At 60.2% G+C, this 16,407-nt stretch carries 15 protein-coding genes and 1 pseudogene; 6 read left to right on the top strand and 10 right to left on the bottom strand.

What is annotated here, in order from left to right; all coding sequences use genetic code 11:
- Positions 1-25: 25 nt before the first annotated feature.
- Positions 26-160 carry a hypothetical protein gene (locus tag MF6396_RS29220; RefSeq protein ID WP_255001044.1) on the top strand — a complete coding sequence of 45 codons (135 nt, stop codon included), beginning with the start codon at positions 26-28 and terminating at the stop codon, positions 158-160.
- Positions 161-423: 263 nt separating this feature from the next.
- Here the strand turns inward: MF6396_RS29220 and MF6396_RS11875 are convergent, their stop codons facing one another.
- The 7 genes from MF6396_RS11875 to MF6396_RS28795 all read right to left on the bottom strand — a co-directional run bounded on the left by MF6396_RS11875 (position 424) and on the right by MF6396_RS28795 (position 9,222).
- Complete coding sequence (locus MF6396_RS11875; RefSeq protein ID WP_043861477.1) at positions 424-1,482, bottom strand: linear amide C-N hydrolase; 1,059 nt, start codon at positions 1,480-1,482, stop codon at positions 424-426.
- Positions 1,483-2,029: 547 nt separating this feature from the next.
- On the bottom strand, positions 2,030-2,380 hold the full coding sequence (locus MF6396_RS11870; protein ID WP_078480399.1) for a copper-binding protein: 351 nt from the start codon (positions 2,378-2,380) through the stop codon (positions 2,030-2,032).
- Positions 2,377-5,535 carry an efflux RND transporter permease subunit gene (locus MF6396_RS11865; RefSeq protein WP_078480397.1) on the bottom strand — a complete coding sequence of 1,053 codons (3,159 nt, stop codon included), beginning with the start codon at positions 5,533-5,535 and terminating at the stop codon, positions 2,377-2,379. The genes MF6396_RS11870 and MF6396_RS11865 overlap by 4 nt, the downstream gene beginning before the upstream one ends.
- Positions 5,532-7,016 (bottom strand): efflux RND transporter periplasmic adaptor subunit, encoded by a 1,485-nt coding sequence (locus MF6396_RS11860; RefSeq protein ID WP_078480396.1) that lies wholly within the window; start codon positions 7,014-7,016, stop codon positions 5,532-5,534. The genes MF6396_RS11865 and MF6396_RS11860 overlap by 4 nt, the downstream gene beginning before the upstream one ends.
- Positions 7,013-8,269, bottom strand: coding sequence for a TolC family protein (locus MF6396_RS11855; RefSeq protein WP_043861473.1), 1,257 nt, complete (start codon positions 8,267-8,269; stop codon positions 7,013-7,015). Before MF6396_RS11855 ends, MF6396_RS11860 begins: the two co-directional genes overlap by 4 nt.
- A gap of 100 nt (positions 8,270-8,369) precedes the next feature.
- Positions 8,370-8,711 (bottom strand): hypothetical protein, encoded by a 342-nt coding sequence (locus tag MF6396_RS11850; RefSeq protein ID WP_054914555.1) that lies wholly within the window; start codon positions 8,709-8,711, stop codon positions 8,370-8,372.
- A 340-nt stretch (positions 8,712-9,051) separates the two neighbouring features.
- Complete coding sequence (locus MF6396_RS28795) at positions 9,052-9,222, bottom strand: hypothetical protein (protein ID WP_177346323.1); 171 nt, start codon at positions 9,220-9,222, stop codon at positions 9,052-9,054.
- Between the two features lie 225 nt (positions 9,223-9,447).
- Here MF6396_RS28795 and MF6396_RS29285 point away from each other — a divergent pair.
- The 3 genes and pseudogenes from MF6396_RS29285 (at position 9,448) to MF6396_RS11835 (ending at position 12,782) form a co-directional block, all read left to right on the top strand.
- Positions 9,448-9,759, top strand: a pseudogene (locus MF6396_RS29285) (integrase).
- A 71-nt stretch (positions 9,760-9,830) separates the two neighbouring features.
- A complete protein-coding gene (locus tag MF6396_RS11840) occupies positions 9,831-11,417 on the top strand; it encodes an ABC-F family ATPase (RefSeq protein ID WP_043861471.1) in 1,587 nt (528 codons plus the stop codon).
- 171 nt (positions 11,418-11,588) lie between these two features.
- Positions 11,589-12,782: an MFS transporter gene (locus tag MF6396_RS11835; protein ID WP_078480394.1), complete on the top strand. Its 1,194-nt coding sequence runs from the start codon at positions 11,589-11,591 to the stop codon at positions 12,780-12,782.
- On the opposite strand, the gene MF6396_RS11830 is transcribed toward MF6396_RS11835, so the two are convergent.
- Together MF6396_RS11830 and MF6396_RS11825 are read right to left on the bottom strand one after the other, a co-directional pair.
- Positions 12,776-13,807: an alpha/beta hydrolase family protein gene (locus MF6396_RS11830; RefSeq protein ID WP_078480393.1), complete on the bottom strand. Its 1,032-nt coding sequence runs from the start codon at positions 13,805-13,807 to the stop codon at positions 12,776-12,778. The genes MF6396_RS11835 and MF6396_RS11830 overlap by 7 nt on opposite strands.
- Before the next feature lie 133 nt (positions 13,808-13,940).
- Positions 13,941-14,552: an FMN-dependent NADH-azoreductase gene (locus MF6396_RS11825; RefSeq protein ID WP_078480392.1), complete on the bottom strand. Its 612-nt coding sequence runs from the start codon at positions 14,550-14,552 to the stop codon at positions 13,941-13,943.
- Positions 14,553-14,680: 128 nt separating this feature from the next.
- Between MF6396_RS11825 and MF6396_RS11820 the strand changes: the two genes are divergently transcribed.
- The gene (locus tag MF6396_RS11820; RefSeq protein ID WP_043861502.1) at positions 14,681-15,589 is read left to right on the top strand and encodes a LysR substrate-binding domain-containing protein; all 909 of its coding nucleotides are present in this window, start codon (positions 14,681-14,683) and stop codon (positions 15,587-15,589) included.
- Positions 15,582-15,941, top strand: coding sequence for an MmcQ/YjbR family DNA-binding protein (locus MF6396_RS11815; RefSeq protein WP_078480390.1), 360 nt, complete (start codon positions 15,582-15,584; stop codon positions 15,939-15,941). The genes MF6396_RS11820 and MF6396_RS11815 overlap by 8 nt, the downstream gene beginning before the upstream one ends.
- Positions 15,942-16,004: 63 nt before the next feature.
- Here the strand turns inward: MF6396_RS11815 and MF6396_RS11810 are convergent, their stop codons facing one another.
- On the bottom strand, positions 16,005-16,406 hold the full coding sequence (locus MF6396_RS11810; RefSeq protein WP_238596434.1) for a DUF1294 domain-containing protein: 402 nt from the start codon (positions 16,404-16,406) through the stop codon (positions 16,005-16,007).
- Position 16,407 lies beyond the last annotated feature (1 nt).

Here is a 16,407-nt window from a genome sequence, read left to right as displayed (position 1 = left end):
CAGTAAATCTGACGAGGTAACAGCAATGACTATCGAAGCAGAGACACTCGTACAACTGACCGACGCCCTGCGCAAACGCGGCCTGACCCGCGTCTCGGACATCACCTTCATGCGCGCGCCCTACCGGCACAATCACCGCTGGACCTGCACGGTGAAATAGCAATCATTCAGACCAATCCCGTAATTTTCACAAGCCTTTCACATTCGAAGGCTTATGGTTGACCCAGCTCCTAGTAGAAACCTTTAAGCCCGCTCCCCCCCATCGCGGGCTTTTCTTTGTCTGGGATTTGGGTTGCCACAGGCAGGCTGATGACCGAGCCGCCTTTTGTTCAACGCACACAAAAGCGCTCGACCTCATGATTGCCGAGGCGAGCGCTGTTGCGTCCTGAGTGTAAATGTCAGGGATCAAGTCGCTGGTGCAATTCAAATCCCCTCGAATTTGAACGGTGCGGACTCTTCGAAGCGGGCGGACACTTCGCCGGCATACACGTTTGCCTGGTTCGGCCCCAGGTCCAGCTTCTTCACCTTGCCGGTTTTCTGGCTGAGGTCCAGCTTCTTCAGGTCAACCCAGAACGTATTGGGCGTGACTGCGGACTCGAAAAAATACTGCTTGTGTTTATGGTCCGCCACGGTCCGCCAGCGCGTGGATGAGATATTGGGCTGATCTGGCGTTGTAATGCCGTACGGCACCGAGACGTTGCGAATCACACTGAACACACTGGCCAGTGACAGCCGCGCATCCTCATGCTTGGGCACGGCATTTACGTAGAAGGACGCACGCGCAAAGCGATCAGGCGAGCGGTTGGTGCCAGGCAACATCTGTGTTCCGTCAATGCCTTGCCAGTAAGCATACATTTCCAACTGCTCGTCGAACTTCGGCGAGTTCGTCATCACTTGATATTTTCTGTCGTGGTGAATGACTTGCTTGCCATCGATATATTCAACGATTGCGCTATCGCCCGACGCATCGGACATTGAAAGGTGCAGCGTTGCCAGGCGGGTTTCCTTCGGAACCTTGGATGTCACCACATGAAACGGTTCGGCCTTGAGCGCCTCGACCGCTTCAGCCACGGTCTTGAAGTTATCCAATACGTACTGAGCCCATGCCGAGATACTGAGCCCTGGCTTGCCCTGTTCGAGTGCTGGATATTCTGATTCCACCAGCCACAGCAGGTTTGCAGACAACCCGGCTTCGTTGATGCCGTCGGTGGTGGAAATATCGTAGCCGGACGCAATGACACTGCCGTACTTCGACGTCCAGGTAACCGAATTGGGGCCTGCCTCACCGTGGCGCTTCATGCCTTGGGGGAACACCCACAGGTTGGTTTCCACATCCTTCGCCCAGTCCATTGAGCGTGCCGTTATGATCTGTTGGTTATCTCCAAGAAAAACCAGCCGCGTGCACGCGTGCACCACGGGTATCGATGAACAGAAACCGACCAGGGCCAGTGCAATTCCTTTTGCTGCGGGTGAAAGTTTCATTCCTTTGATTTCCTTGACCAAGCTGATTATCAACACGCGCGAGCCCAGGCCTTCAAGCGAACGTGCAAGCACCTGGCTCGGTAATGACAAATAGTGTTTGATCGTCAATGACGACAAACATCAGCCAATAAAGCACGGACATATCAGAAATCAAGATTTGAGGGGACAAACAGCGTTCGCTTACAAGTACCGCAGCCTTGGCTTACCCCACTTGGGTCGATTCGGTGTTTTTCCATTTTGTGGTTGCATGGGGCGCGGATGCGCCGGCCGAGCTGGTCCAGGTCGGTCATACCCGTCAGATCGGCGAAGGCTTCGTCGATATAAAGGAAAGATGTCAACCCATGGAGATCAGTTTGAATGAACAGTTGGCGGGGTTTAGAGCAAGTTTCCGGCGTCCATAGACCACACGCTTTTTCACAGGAATGGATCACGTGGTGTCCATGGTAAATACGCGAATTGTGGCGACGAACAGATGGCGGATTTTAGCAAGGGCAGCCTTTCCAAACCGGCACGACAGAGCGTGCCGGTAGTTCTCATCGCTACAGTCTTATTTTTTAATGGAAACGATTGCGGCTTTGCCATCCTTTACCCTAAAGGAAAACGATACATGGTCTCCGACCTTCAGACCTGCCAGCTGATCCTCCGTCACTGAAAAGGCCATAGTCATTGGGGGCCATTGCACCGCTGGCACAGCTCCGTGGGAGATGGTCACCGTATGCTTCGAAGTATCCATAGCCTTGATGGTTCCCTCAGCGTCAGCAACTGGAGCCTGTTTTGTTTCCTGCTCCATCTTCATGCCCTCCATACCATCCATTTTCATACCCGGCATGTCCTGCGAGTAGGCAGAAAGTGAAAACATAAACGCGGTACTGGCAGCTGCGATCAGGGTCAGTTTCATACGAATTTTCCTTGTGGTTTGATCGGTTCAACGATGAGGTGCCGGCGACGCATCAGGCGATAGGCTGCCGGAATGACAAACAGGGAAAGCAAGGGGGCCGTGACCATGCCGCCGACCATGGGCGCGGCAATGCGGCTCATCACTTCGCTACCAGTGCCACTGCCCAACAGGATCGGCAGCAAACCGGCAATAATGACCGCCACGGTCATGGCCTTGGGTCGAACGCGCTGCACAGCGCCTTCACGAATCGCTGCCACCAGCCCGCGCTCAGTGCTGTCGCCGAGGTCTTCCCGTTCGGCCCAGGCATTCTTCAGGTAGAGCAGCATGATCACACCAAACTCGGCGGACACACCGGCCAAGGCGATAAAGCCGACCCCGGTGGCGACCGATAGGTTGAATCCCAGCAGATAGAGGAACCATGCTCCGCCCGTAAGTGCGAATGGCAGCGTGGCCATGATCAGCAAAGCCTCATCGAAGCGGGCGAACGTCAGATAGAGCAGCACGAAGATGATCAGCAGCGTGGCAGGCACCACCAGCTTGAGTCGTGCGTTGGCCCTTTCGAGAAATTCAAACTGTCCTGAATAGCTCAGGCTCATTCCGGGCTGCAACTTGACCTGCTCACTGACGATTCGGCGCAGATCGGCGACCACCGAGGCAATGTCTCGACCACGCACATCGATGTATACCCAACCCGAAGGTCGTGCGTTTTCGCTCTTGAGCATCGGTGGGCCATCCGTGACCTTGACCTTCGCCACTATGCCGAGGGTGATCTGGCTCCCTAGCGGGGTATAGATCGGCAATTGCTCCAAGGCGCCGACCGAATCACGCCACTCCCGTGGGTAGCGCACGCTGATCGGAAAACGGGCGAGCCCTTCAATGGTCTCCCCGACGTTTTCACCACCGATAGCACCGGCCACGATGGACTGCACATCGGCAATATTCAGCCCGTAGCGCGCGGCGGCTTTGCGGTCGATATCCACGTCGATGTAACGGCCACCGGTCAGGCGCTCAGCCAGAGCTGAACTGACACCAGGCACACCCTTGGCAACGCGCTCTACCGCCTGAGTAGCGGCGTCGATCTCCGTCAGGTTGGTGCCGGCAACTTTCACCCCGATGGGACTCTTGATCCCAGTGGCCAGCATGTCGATACGGTTGCGAATCGGTGGTATCCAGATATTCGTCAGTCCAGGGACTCGCACCACTCGATCCAATTCTTCCACCAGTTTTTCCTGGGTCATGCCTGCACGCCATAGCTCGTGCGGTTTGAATTGAATGGTGGTTTCGAACATCTCTAGCGGCGCGGGGTCGGTGGCAGTTTCCGCGCGTCCCGCTTTACCGAAGACATGTTCGACTTCGGGCACGGTTTTGATCAGGCGGTCGGTCTGTTGCAGCAATTGCGCTGCTTTCTGTGCCGACAAGCCCGGCAAAGCCGAAGGCATATAGAGCAGATCACCCTCGTCCAGCGGCGGAAGAAACTCACCACCCAAGCGCGACATTGGCCATAGCGCACTGACAAAAATCAGTAGCGCCAACAGCAATGTGATCTTAGGTCGACGCAAGACCATATCCAAAGCCGGCTGATAGATTCGGATCAGCCAACGGTTTAACGGGTTCTGCTGCTCATTGGGTATTCGCCCTCGAATCCAGTAGCCCATCAGCACGGGCACCAGAGTCACAGACAATCCCGCCGCTGCGGCCATGGCGTAGGTCTTGGTGAACGCCAATGGGCCAAACAGCCGTCCTTCCTGAGCCTCCAGGGTGAATACCGGAATGAACGACAAGGTGATGATCAATAGGCAGAAGAAAAGTGCCGGGCCTACCTCTGCCGCTGCTTCAGTCATCACATGCCAATGACGCTCCCCCGTTAGCTCCTCATCCGGATTGGCTGCGTGCCAGGCCTCGATTTTCTTGTGGGCGTTTTCGATCATCACTACGGCAGCATCGACCATGGCACCAATGGCGATGGCTATTCCGCCCAAGGACATGATGTTGGCGTTGATACCCTGGTAACGCATGACGATGAAGGCAATCAATACACCAACCGGTAAGGAGATAATCGCCACCAGGGATGAGCGCAGGTGCCAGAGGAAGATCCCGCACACCAAGGCGACGACGATGAACTCCTCGATCAGCTTGTGACTGAGATTATCGACAGCGCGGTCGATCAGCTTGCTGCGATCGTAGGTGGTGACGATTTCCACACCAGCCGGCAGACTGCTTTTCAGTTCATCGAGCTTGGTCTTGACCGCTGCAATGGTTTCGCGAGCATTCTTGCCGCTACGCAAAATCACCACACCACCGACGGTCTCACCTTCGCCGTCGAGTTCGGAGATGCCCCTGCGCATTTCCGGCCCTAACTGAATCGTGGCGACATCACCCAGGGTCACCGGCACACCGCCTGAACCCAACTTAAGCGGGATCGCTCGAAAGTCATTAAGTGTCTTTAAATAGCCCGACGCCCGCACGATGAACTCGGTCTCTGCCATCTCCAACACGGCACCACCGGTTTCCTGGTTAGCTTTGCCGATAGCCTCGCTCACCTCGACTTGCGTGATGCCGAGGCTGGCCAGTTTGAGCGGATCGAGCTGCACCTGGTACTGCTTTACCATGCCTCCCACGGTAGCCACTTCCGCAACGTTGGGCAAAGTCTTGAGTTCGAACTTGAGGAACCAGTCCTGAAGAGCGCGAAGCTGTGCCAGGTCGTGTCCGCCACTGCGATCTACCAGTGCATATTGATAGATCCACCCCACCCCTGTCGCATCCGGCCCCAACGCCGGCTTGGCACTGGCAGGCAATCGACTTTGTATTTGGCTCAGGTATTCCAGCACCCGCGAACGGGCCCAATACAAGTCAGTGCCGTCTTCGAACAACACGTAAACGAAGCTATCACCAAAGAAGGAGTAACCACGTACCGTCTTGGCACCCGGCACCGAGAGCATGGTGGTGGCTAACGGATAGGTGACCTGGTTCTCGACAATCTGCGGCGCCTGGCCTGCGTAAGGTGTACGGATGATTACCTGTACATCAGAGAGATCGGGCAGCGCGTCTATAGGGGTGCTCTGCACCGACCAAATGCCCCAAGCCGCAACGAACAGTGTCGCCAGTAGCACTAGGATACGGTTGGCCACTGACCAACGAATCAGGGCCGCGATCATGGCTGGCTCCCCGATTTATCCAAGCGATCCACACGCAAACCATCATCGGTTTGAGTAACTCCGATACGAACCTTGTCACCCGTTTCAAGTCCCTGCATCAGTGCCGGTTTGGCAAGCGGGAAAGTCATCGTCATACCAGGCATGCCCAACGTCTTGAAAGGGCCATGGGCAAGAGTGACCTCTTTGTCGTTGATCTCAACAATCTGCCCATCCGCTTCATGTAAGCTGGAGCCTGCTGCACTTGGTGGTGACTCGTCCTCCGCCCCTATGACAACGCCCTTAAGGCTGGCCTCCGAGTCGAGCAGGAATTGGCCAGACGTAACCACCTTCTGACCTTCTTCCAAGCCCTTCAGGATCGCCGTTCTACCATCGCTTTCCTGCCCAAGTTGGATCTCCACAGGACGGTAGCGACCCGCGCCTGCGGCGAGCATCACCAGAGCACGTCGACCAGTGCGAATGACGGCCTCGCTTGGCACCCACAGGACACTCTTCTCGGTCGAGCGGTTCAGACGTACCTCCGCCGACAGACCTGGTCTCAGGTGACCGTCAGGATTGGGCAGCTCCACCCGCACACGAATTGTGCGACTGTCCGAGTTGGTCTCGGGCAAAATCGCGCTGACCTTGCCATTGAGTATTGTTCCCGGAAAGGCAGGCAGGCGCGCTTCGACGGTCTGTCCTAAGGTGAGAGTTCCGGCTTCCGATTCTGGAATGGCCACGGCCAGCCAGATACTGCTCAAGCCGTTCACACGTGCCAGAGTATCGCCAATCGCCACGGTCATGCCTGCACGAACATTCAATTCTTGCAGCACACCACCTATAGGGCTGGTGAGCGTCAAGTAAGGCTGAACCTTGCCACTACGCCCGACCTGAGTGATCAGTGCCGCTGGCATTCCCGTGAGCAGTAATCGTTGGCGGGCCGCAGCCAGTAGCTCAGCATCCCCGCTGCGTTTCAGGGCAAGGAACTCCGTCTGGGCGGCTGCCCACTCTGGCACTAGGATATCCGCCAATGCCGCGTTGGCCTTGAGCACGTCACCGGGAGCATGGGCGTAGACCCGCTCCACAAAACCACTGGTGCGAGCCTGAATCACCGCGACATCACGCTCGTTGAACGCCAGGATGCCTGTCACATTGAGGCTGGAATCCAGGACACCACGGGTGACGGTCGCAAAACGCAGCCCGAGATTTTGAGTCAAGCTCGGATCAATACTCACAGTTGCCCGATCCCCTGCACCGCTGGCGTACTGGGGAACCAACTGCATGTCCATGAAGGGGGATTTACCCGGCTTGTCGAATTTTTGTTGCGGGTACATGGGATCGTACCAATACAGGGCTTTCCGCTCGTTTGGAGAATTGAGGCTCTGCTCTGGAACGGTACTTGGCACTTCGCTCATGCGCAGATGAGCGAACCAGTACCCACCGGCTACACCCAATGCCAACGAGATGCCTATCACCAATGACCCACTCCATTTTTTTAGGCTCATTGGCTGGTCTCCCCATAAGCGAAATACAGGCGCGCACTGGTCAGCGCTCGTTGCTCCTCCACGTCGATCTGTTTGAGGCGCGCTTCGACGAGTTCACGTCGGGCGGCAACCACGGCGCTCAAATCGCCTTTGCCCGACCGATAACTCGCCATACTGAGTTCGACCTTTTCCTTGGCCAGAGGCAACAGGCTTTCCTGATTTCGACGCACCGCACGATTCAGGCGCTCATAGTCGGCCAGTTCGCTCTCCAATTGCTGAGTGTGCTCGCGTGACAGGGCTTCGCGCTCGGCCTCGAGCTGGCTGAGTTCAGCCTGCTTGGCAGCGATTTTGGGGGTTTGGCGCGAGTCAGGAAACAGAGGTAAATCCCAAGAAAATTGCACGCTGACCATATCGCCGAACTCACGGCCACGATGCTGGTAATCCACTTCCCAGCTCCAGTCCGACTGCTTCTCTGATACGGCTTCCCGAACCTTGGCCTGCGCTTCGCGGGTCATCGGTGCAAACGCAGCCAACTCGGGATGGTGTTGCAGCCTATGGGAGTAGCCTGAGGTGTCGACCGGCCATTCAGGAAAACTACCCACAGGCTTGTCGTTAGCGGCAGAACCAATCCAGCGTTTGAGAGCCGCTTGTGCTTGCGCTCTTTGGAGAGTCAGATCGTCCTGTTGTTCTGCCAGTTTGGCTGCTTCTTGTTTGGGTGTCACCGCGTCAGCAGGTTGAGCGCGGCCACCGGCAATCTGAGCCCGTACAGTATCGGCTAGCAGGAGATTTTCTTTGTAGAAGTCCTGAAACAGTGCATCTTTGCGCTCAACCGAGTAACTACTGATCCAGGCCAATGCCGTGGACTGGCGTACCTTCAGACGTTCGACTCGACGCTCCGCAGAGGCGCGATCAATGGCTGCATCGGCGACCTCAATCCGCGCTTTGCGCTTGTCGCTGTTGGGCATCTCCTGTCTGACCCCGACCATTTGCATGGTCATGAAGTCTTGGTCGATGCTCCAGCGATCCGGGCCCCCAATGGGGTAGTTCTGCACGCCCATCAGCAGCTTGGGATCAGGTAATTCACCGGCTGGAATAGCTGCACTGCTGGCAGCTTGAATTTTGGCATCTTGTGCGGTCAGCGACGGCGCATTGTTTTCGGCCAGACGCAGAGCTTCATCGAGCGTCAATGGCGCAGCGAAGCTCGGCAATGCCAGCACGCTTGCCGCCAAGCCGGCCATAAGAGACCAGCCTGTGCAATTGCACTTGGAGTTCATGTTTACGATTCCTGTGATCATCCACTGCACGCGAAAAAATGGAACGCGCGCAGCTAGTCCATCCCGCTAATGCGGAATGAGGCTCAATGTTGGAAAGGAATCAAACGCGTGGCGGTCGCCATACCCCGGACGGGGTCTGTACAGGCAGAGAATCGCTGATGAGGGAAAGCACTACGGGGCTGAACACGGTCACAGGAGGCTTGAAGATTGAGACTTGCAACATACCGCCCGACTTGCACTCCTGGCCCGGCTTGCAAGGTTTGCCGTGTTCGACAGGGCTTTTCATGTCGTTGCAACAATCCATGCCCATGTCGTCCATCATAGCCATACCCATGGTCTTCATCGGGCAAGGTTCTGTCGGTGCCTGAACCCCCGCCATCCCACTGAGGGGAAGCGCCAGGCTGATCAAGAAGATGAGACAAAACCGCAGGTAGCGTTTCATGGTCTGGAGTGTATTCGCTGAAAATGGCTCTTACAATTGGGCACTGATCATCAAAAAAATGTCGTCAACCTCCAAAGCAGGCAATCAAGCCTTTTAAAAATTAAGCCAGTATTACGCGAAAAAAATTAACAATTTGGCCGAGACAGGCATTGCGAGGCAGTTCCGTAAGGGCTCTCTTGGAATCACGCCCCCCTATTGTCTGGGGTAGATGCCTGGAACAAGAGTTTTCGCTTCAGGCAGGGCCTCCCTATTCAAGGCTCGCTCGATAGTCCGCGTTGAGTATTTTCACTCAGGCACCTATGTGTATGCCTGTGCCTGCAGCTTGACCCCACCGCACACGTCAAGCCCGCTGGCGATATCCGGTAACGAGCAGCACTACACCAGGCACCAGAAAGCCGACCGCGGTGTAGCCAAAAGCAGCTTGCCCAGAGGCGCCGACTGCGGCGAACGCAGCGCCGATCGCAATCAGTGGCGCCGCAGCGTAGTAGAACGGTTTGGCTTTATTGGCCATATCTAACCTCCTGTTTGACATTCTTTTTTATAACACATCAGTCCGCCGAAAGGCGCGGGCCTGGAGAGCTGTTGCCGTGGCAAACGAAGATCTGGCCGGGCCGCTGCGGCGGCGCGCAAGCACAACGGCAGTAGCGGCCCGCAGACAAGCATGCGGGCAAAAAGGAAGAAACCCGGGGATGAGCACGCTGGGGAGCAACAGGCCGTGGTACCGGGTTTGCGCAAAATGGCATCGAAATCAGCCACTCCCACCAGTCCTTTTGTGTTCCAGCCGGGTAAAGGCGGGATGTAGATCAGGCAGGCAGGTGTTACAATCAGGCACTTCAAGCTCGCGCTCAAGGCGCTGGGCATCCGTGAACGTCGGCAGTACGACACGCGCCACACCTACGCAACCATGTGCCTAATGGCTGGGATGAACCCTGCGTTCATCGCGAACCAACTCGGCCACAGCGTCGAGATGTTGCTCTCTACCTACGCAAAATGGATCAGCTCCTCCTCGGATTGGAAGGAGCTGGAGAAGCTGCCGTCCCGTATCTGACGGGCCCGAAATCGGCCCCAAAAGGTCGGCGGCACCTAAACACACCTCTGGACACCCCGCAGGATAAGCACTTGATTTCTACCGCTAACATCACCATGCAGTTTGGCGCCAAGCCCTTGTTCGAGAACGTCTCGGTCAAGTTCAACAATGGCAACCGCTACGGCCTGATCGGCGCCAACGGCTGTGGCAAGTCGACCTTCATGAAAATCCTCGGCGGCGACCTGGAGCCGTCGGCCGGCCAGGTGATGCTCGAGCCGAACGTGCGCCTGGGCAAGCTGCGCCAGGACCAGTTCGCCTACGAAGAATTCACCGTGATCGATACCGTGATCATGGGCCACGAGGAACTGTGGCGGGTCAAGGCCGAGCGCGATCGTATCTACTCGCTGCCGGAAATGACCGAAGACGACGGCATGGCCGTCGCCGAGCTGGAAACCGAATTCGCCGAGATGGACGGCTACACCGCCGAATCCCGCGCCGGTGAACTGCTGCTGGGCCTGGGTATTCCCCTCGAACAGCATTTCGGCCCCATGACCGAAGTCGCCCCAGGCTGGAAACTGCGTGTGCTGCTGGCCCAGGCACTGTTCTCCGACCCTGAAGTGCTGCTGCTCGACGAGCCGACCAACCACCTGGACATCAACACCATCCGCTGGCTGGAAAGCATCCTCACGGCGCGTAACAGCACCATGATCATCATTTCCCACGACCGTCACTTCCTCAACAGCGTGTGCACCCACATGGCTGACCTGGACTACGGCGAGCTGCGTCTGTTCCCGGGCAACTACGACGAGTACATGACCGCCGCCACCCAGTCGCGCGAGCAACTGCTGTCGGACAACGCCAAGAAGAAGGCCCAGATCGCCGAGCTGCAGACCTTCGTCAGCCGCTTCTCGGCCAACGCATCCAAGGCCAAGCAGGCCACCTCGCGCGCCAAGCAGATCGACAAGATCCAGCTGGCCGAGGTCAAGCCATCGAGCCGCGTCAGCCCGTTCATCCGCTTCGAGCAGACCAAGAAACTGCACCGCCAGGCCGTGACCATCGAGAAGATGTCCAAGGGCTTCGACGGCAAGACCCTGTTCAAGAACTTCAGCTTCACCGTCGAAGCCGGCGAGCGCGTGGCGATCATCGGCCCCAACGGTATCGGCAAGACCACCCTGCTGCGCACCCTGGTCGGCGAGCTGACCCCGGATGCCGGCGAGGTGAAATGGACCGAAAGCGCCGAAGTGGGCTACTACGCCCAGGACCACGCCCACGATTTCGAAGAGGACCTGAGCCTGTTCGACTGGATGGGCCAGTGGACGCAGGGCGAGCAGATCATCCGCGGCACTCTGGGGCGCATGCTGTTCTCCAACGACGAGATCCTCAAGTCGGTGAAGGTGATCTCCGGTGGCGAGCAAGGCCGCATGCTGTTCGGCAAGCTGATTCTGCAAAAGCCCAACGTACTGGTGATGGACGAACCGACCAACCACCTGGACATGGAATCGATCGAGGCGCTCAACCTGGCGCTGGAAAACTACCCGGGCACGCTGCTGTTCGTCAGCCACGATCGCGAGTTCGTGTCCTCGCTGGCCACCCGCATCATCGAGCTGAGCCCCAGCGGCGTGATCGACTTCAGCGGTACCTATGACGACTACCTGCGCAGCCAGGGTGTGTTGATCTAAACGTCGTACACAAGCTTCGCCGGCAAGGCCGGCTCCTGCAGGGTGCGTGGTTTTCGCGACCCGGGTGGGGGCCGGCCTTGCTGGCCACAGCTTGTTCGTTAGCCTGCTTTCTTTTCCTGCCCGCTCCCGCCATCATGGTCGCCTCCAACCGCTTGCCTGCGAACGAGCCCCATGTCTGCCCCGCCCCCTTCTGCTGCACTTAGTAACGAGTCGGTTACCCGACAGATACTGTCGATCGTCTTCTACACCTTCATCGCCTTCCTCTGCATCGGCCTGCCGATCGCGGTGCTGCCCAGCCACGTGCATGACACCCTGGGGTTCAGCGCGGTCATCGCCGGCATCACCATCGGCCTGCAATACCTGTCCACCCTGCTCAGCCGCCCCATGGCCGGACGCCTGGCCGACAGCCTGGGGACCAAGCGCGCGATCATCTACGGGCTGCTGGGCATCGCGCTGAGCGGCGTGCTGACCTGGGCATCGGCACTGGCCGTGCACCTGCCAGTGATGAGCCTGGCGGTGCTGCTGGCTGCACGGGTGGCCCTGGGCATCGCGCAGGGCCTGATTGGCGTGGGCACCCTGAGCTGGGGCATCGGCCAGGTGGGCGCCGAACACACCGCGCGGGTGATTTCCTGGAACGGTATCGCCTCCTATGGCGCCATCGCCATCGGTGCACCGCTGGGGGTGATCGTGGCCAGCGAACTGAACTTCGCCACCCTGGGCCTGAGCCTGACCGCGCTGGCGGCAGCGGCGCTACTGGTGATACGCAACAAGCCCTCGGTGCCGGTGGTGCGTGGCGTGCGCCTGCCGTTCTGGGCCGCCTTCGCGCGGGTGGCACCGTGCGGCGTGGGCCTTACCCTGGCCTCCATCGGCTATGGCACGCTGACCACCTTCGTCACGCTCTTCTATATAGAACGCGGCTGGAGCGGCGCCGCCCTGTGCCTGAGCGCCTTCGGCGTGTGCTTCATCCTGTCGCGGCTGATGTTCGTGAACGCGGTCAACCAGTGGGGCGGCTACCGCGTGGCAATTGCCTGCATGGGCGTCGAGGCCCTGGGGCTGGCATTGTTGTGGCTGGCGCCGTCACCGTTGCTGGCGTTGGTCGGCGCGGGGCTGAGCGGCTTCGGCCTGTCACTGGTGTACCCGGCACTGGGGGTCGAGGCGATCAAGCAGGTGCCCAGTTCCAGCCGCGGCGCCGGGCTGGGGGCCTACGCGGTGTTCTTCGACCTGGCCCTGGCGATTGCCGGCCCGGTGATGGGCGCCATCGCTGCGCACCTGGGCTACGCCTCGATCTTCTGTGTGGCGGCGCTGCTGTCACTGGCCGGCGTGGGCCTGACCCTGGTGCTGTTGCGCCGCGCCACGGCTCAGTGATCGACCGCACTCAGGCCGACACGCTCGGCGCCCCCCAGGGTGCGGGTGAAGAAGCGCGTGGCTTCGGCCTGCAACGACAGGTGTATGCCGGCGCGGTCCACCCCTTCGGCATCGGTGCACAGCGTGGCCATGTGCTGCAGCTGGGATGCGTCGCACGGGGCCATGAACACGAAGTGCCCGGCACCCGCCAGCAGTCGGTAGTTGGGGGTGATCGGCAGTTTGCGCGCCAGTGCCTGGGCATTCTTGTCGATGGCCAGCAACTGGTCGCGGTCGCCGCTGTAGATCAGCGCGGGCACCTTCACATCGGCCAGCGCGTGGCGTCCGAACATCAGGCTCAACGGCGCCATCAGCAGCAATGAACGCACCCTGGGGTCGGCGTGGGGCAGCAGGTCGTCACGGTCTGCCACCAGCACCCCGTGGGCCTTGCAGGCATCGGCGTCCAGCGGGTTCTGCTGGCAGTAGCGGCGCAGGCGTTGCAGGTCTGGTCGGGCACCGGACAGGATCAACGCCGTCTCGCCACCGGCCGAGTAACCGATCATGCCTACCTGCCCGTCGCTGACGTAAGGTGCAAGCAACGGATCGGCAAGGGTCGCGGTCAAGGCGGCACTGATCTGCAGGGGCCGGCCATAGAGGTTGCTCAGGGTGCCAAGCCGGCTGTGATCGCGGGCGTTGTCTCCCGGGTGCACCACCGCCACCACCACGAAGCCCCGGCGTGCCAGGGCGCTGGCCAGGTCATGCAGCGCCAGTGGCGTGCCGGTATTGCCATGGGACAACATCAGCAACGGGAAGCGGCCCATTACCACCGCGCCTTCTTCGGCCACGTGGACCCGATAGCCGTCGACCTGATGCCACCGGGCGGCGTCGCTGGATGGGTAGAACGCCAGCGCCTGCATCGGCTGGCCGTCCACCGGGTCGGTCACAGCCATGCGATGCAAGCCGACTCTCCAGTGCTGCGCGGGCTCGGCCTGCACCAGCAGGCAGCAGCCCCACAGCACCAGCATCAAAAATGTTCGAACCCACCGCATCGTTGCTCACCCTGCCCGGCCCGCACCTGTGACCGGTACTGGCAAGCATAGAGCGGGCCAGGCCGGGCTGGATGAAAGGTGCATGAAAAAGCCGACTTGCGGGGTGACCGCAAGTCGGCTTTTCGACAGGGGCTCAGGCAGCCGCGAACAGCTCGCTGTCGATCTGCGCCTGGGCGGCCTGCATGGCATTGCTGCGGTGCTCGTCGCCGTAGGCCAGGCCATGGGCGCGAACGAACTCGACGTCGGTGACGCCGATAAAGCCCAGGAACACCTTGAGGAATTCCTCGTGGGCCACACCGGTCGGCTGGCCGACGTGCAGGCCGCCGGAGGTCGACACCACGATCACCTTCTTGTTGCCGCACAGGCCTTCAGGCCCGGCTTCGGTGTAGCGGAAGGTCTGGCCGGCGACGGCAATGCGGTCGATCCAGGCCTTGAGCTGGGTCGGAACGGTGAAGTTGTACATGGGCGCCGCGATCACCACCGCATCGGCCGCCAGAAACTCCTGGAGGGTTTCACTGCTGAGCCTGGCTTCATGTTGCTGCGCCGCATCGCGCAGTTCGTCAGGCGTGCCGGCGGCAACCAGGGTCGCGGCCGAGAAATGGCTGATGGCATCGGCGGCCAGGTCCCGGTAGACCACCTGCGCCGAAGGTTCTGCCGCTTGCCAGGCGGCGACTACACGCTGACTGAGCTGGCGAGAAGCGGAGTTGTCGCCGAGGATGCTGGAATCGATGTGCAACAGTTTCATGGGGCTCTCCTGAATGAGGATCGGCTGGCGATCACGATGGGGAGGATGCTACCGGGATAGCCAATAGCTGATAAGATCGCAAATTCGCACTTCTTCGTCCCACTGGCAGGACAATGCCCATGACCGGCATGCAAGACCTCAACGATCTGTTCTATTTCGCCCGCGTGGTGGAGGCCGGCGGCTTCGCGGCGGCCGGGCGTCTGCTCGGCGTGCCCAAATCCAGGCTGTCGCGGCGCATTGCCGAACTGGAGGAGCGCCTGGGCACGCGTCTGCTGCAGCGCACCACCCGGCAACTCAAGCTCACCGCCGTGGGCGAGCGCTACCTGCGCCATTGCCAGGCCATGCTGCTGGAGGCCGAGATGGCCGACGAGGCGGTGGCCAGCATGACCAGCGAACCGCGCGGGCGCTTGCGGGTGTCGTGCCCGGTGGGCCTGGCCCATGAGTTCCTGCCCGGCGTGATCAGCGCATTTTTGCAGCAGTACCCGCAGGTGCAGCTGGACATGGTGCTGCTCAACCGCCGGGTCGACCTGATCACCGAAGGCATCGACGTGGCCCTGCGTGTGCGCGACCTGGGCGACGAAGACCCGGCACTGGTCACCCGTCGCCTGCGCCAGGCGCAGATGCTGCTGGTGGCCGCACCTGAGTTTGCCGCCCGGCACCCTGTCAGCTCCCCTGCCGACCTGGCCAGGGTGCCGGTACTGGGCGCGGTCGAGGCCGACCGCCTGGTGCACCTGCGCCTGCTCGACGAGCAGGGCCACAAGCAGGACCTGACCCTGGAAGCGCGGCTGGCCATCGACGACTTCGTGGTGCGCAAGGCCGCCACCCTGGCGGGCCTGGGCTTCACCACGCTGCCTATCATGCACTGCGAGGCCGAACTGCAGCGCGGCGAACTGGTACGCCTGCTGCCGGGCTGGTCACTGCCGGGCGGTTACCTGCAGGCGGTGTACCCGCACCGGCGCGGCGTGCTGCCGGCGGTCAGGGCGTGGATCGATCACCTGGTAGCCTCGTTCGAGGAATGCGGAGAGCGTTATGTCTGAGCGAAAAATGACCGAGGCACAGGTGGCGGCATTCTGCCTGGGCCTGCCCGGTGTGCAGGAAGATTACAAATGGGGTGGCGTGCGCGTGTTCTCGGTGGCCGGCAACAAGATGTTCGCGGTGATGGACCTGGCGGGTGCAGGCTTGTCGTTCAAGGTCGACACCGAACTGTTCCTGGGCTACGTGGACCGCCCCGGGGTGCGACCGGCGCCGTACCTGGCGCGGGCACACTGGATCAATGTGGCGCAGCCTTATGCGATGGGGCGTGGGGAACTGGAAGAGTTGCTGCGCCGCTCGCACCAACTGGTGGTGCGGCGATTGCCCAAGCGCGTACAGGTCGGGCTGCTGCTCTGAGGCCGATGGCTTTCGCCGGCAAGGCCGGCCCCTGAAGGCGCCGACCTTGCTGGCGAAAGCGCTCTAGAACCCGAACAATCGCCCGGCAAGAAACAGGTAGTCGGCCCAGAACACCTGATGCCCCAGCACGATCACCCAGAACACCAGCTGATAGGACAACTTGCGTGTCTTGTGCCGGAACACCTGCTGCGCCAGCAGCGCGCCTGGCCAGCCACCGACCAGTTCGCAGGCATGCAGCACCTTCTCGGGGGTACGCTGCCCCTGGTCGCGCGCCTGACGCTTGTCGTAGCCGTACAGCCCGAAACAGCCAAGGCTCGCCAGCCCATAGGCCGCCAGCCACAACCAGTTGCCTGTGCCCACACCCAGCTTCAGTGCGCCCAGCACCGGCAGCAGGCACAGGGCCACGAATGCCAGCAACTTGAGGCGCAGGTGGCGCATGGGCGGGCGCGTTTCGATGCGGGCCATC

Source organism: Pseudomonas sp. MF6396 (assembly GCF_002018915.1).
Taxonomy (GTDB): Bacteria; Pseudomonadota; Gammaproteobacteria; order Pseudomonadales; family Pseudomonadaceae; genus Aquipseudomonas; species Aquipseudomonas palmensis.
The sequence above is the reverse complement of the archived record's forward strand: the minus strand, read 5'-3'. Positions and strand labels throughout refer to the sequence as shown.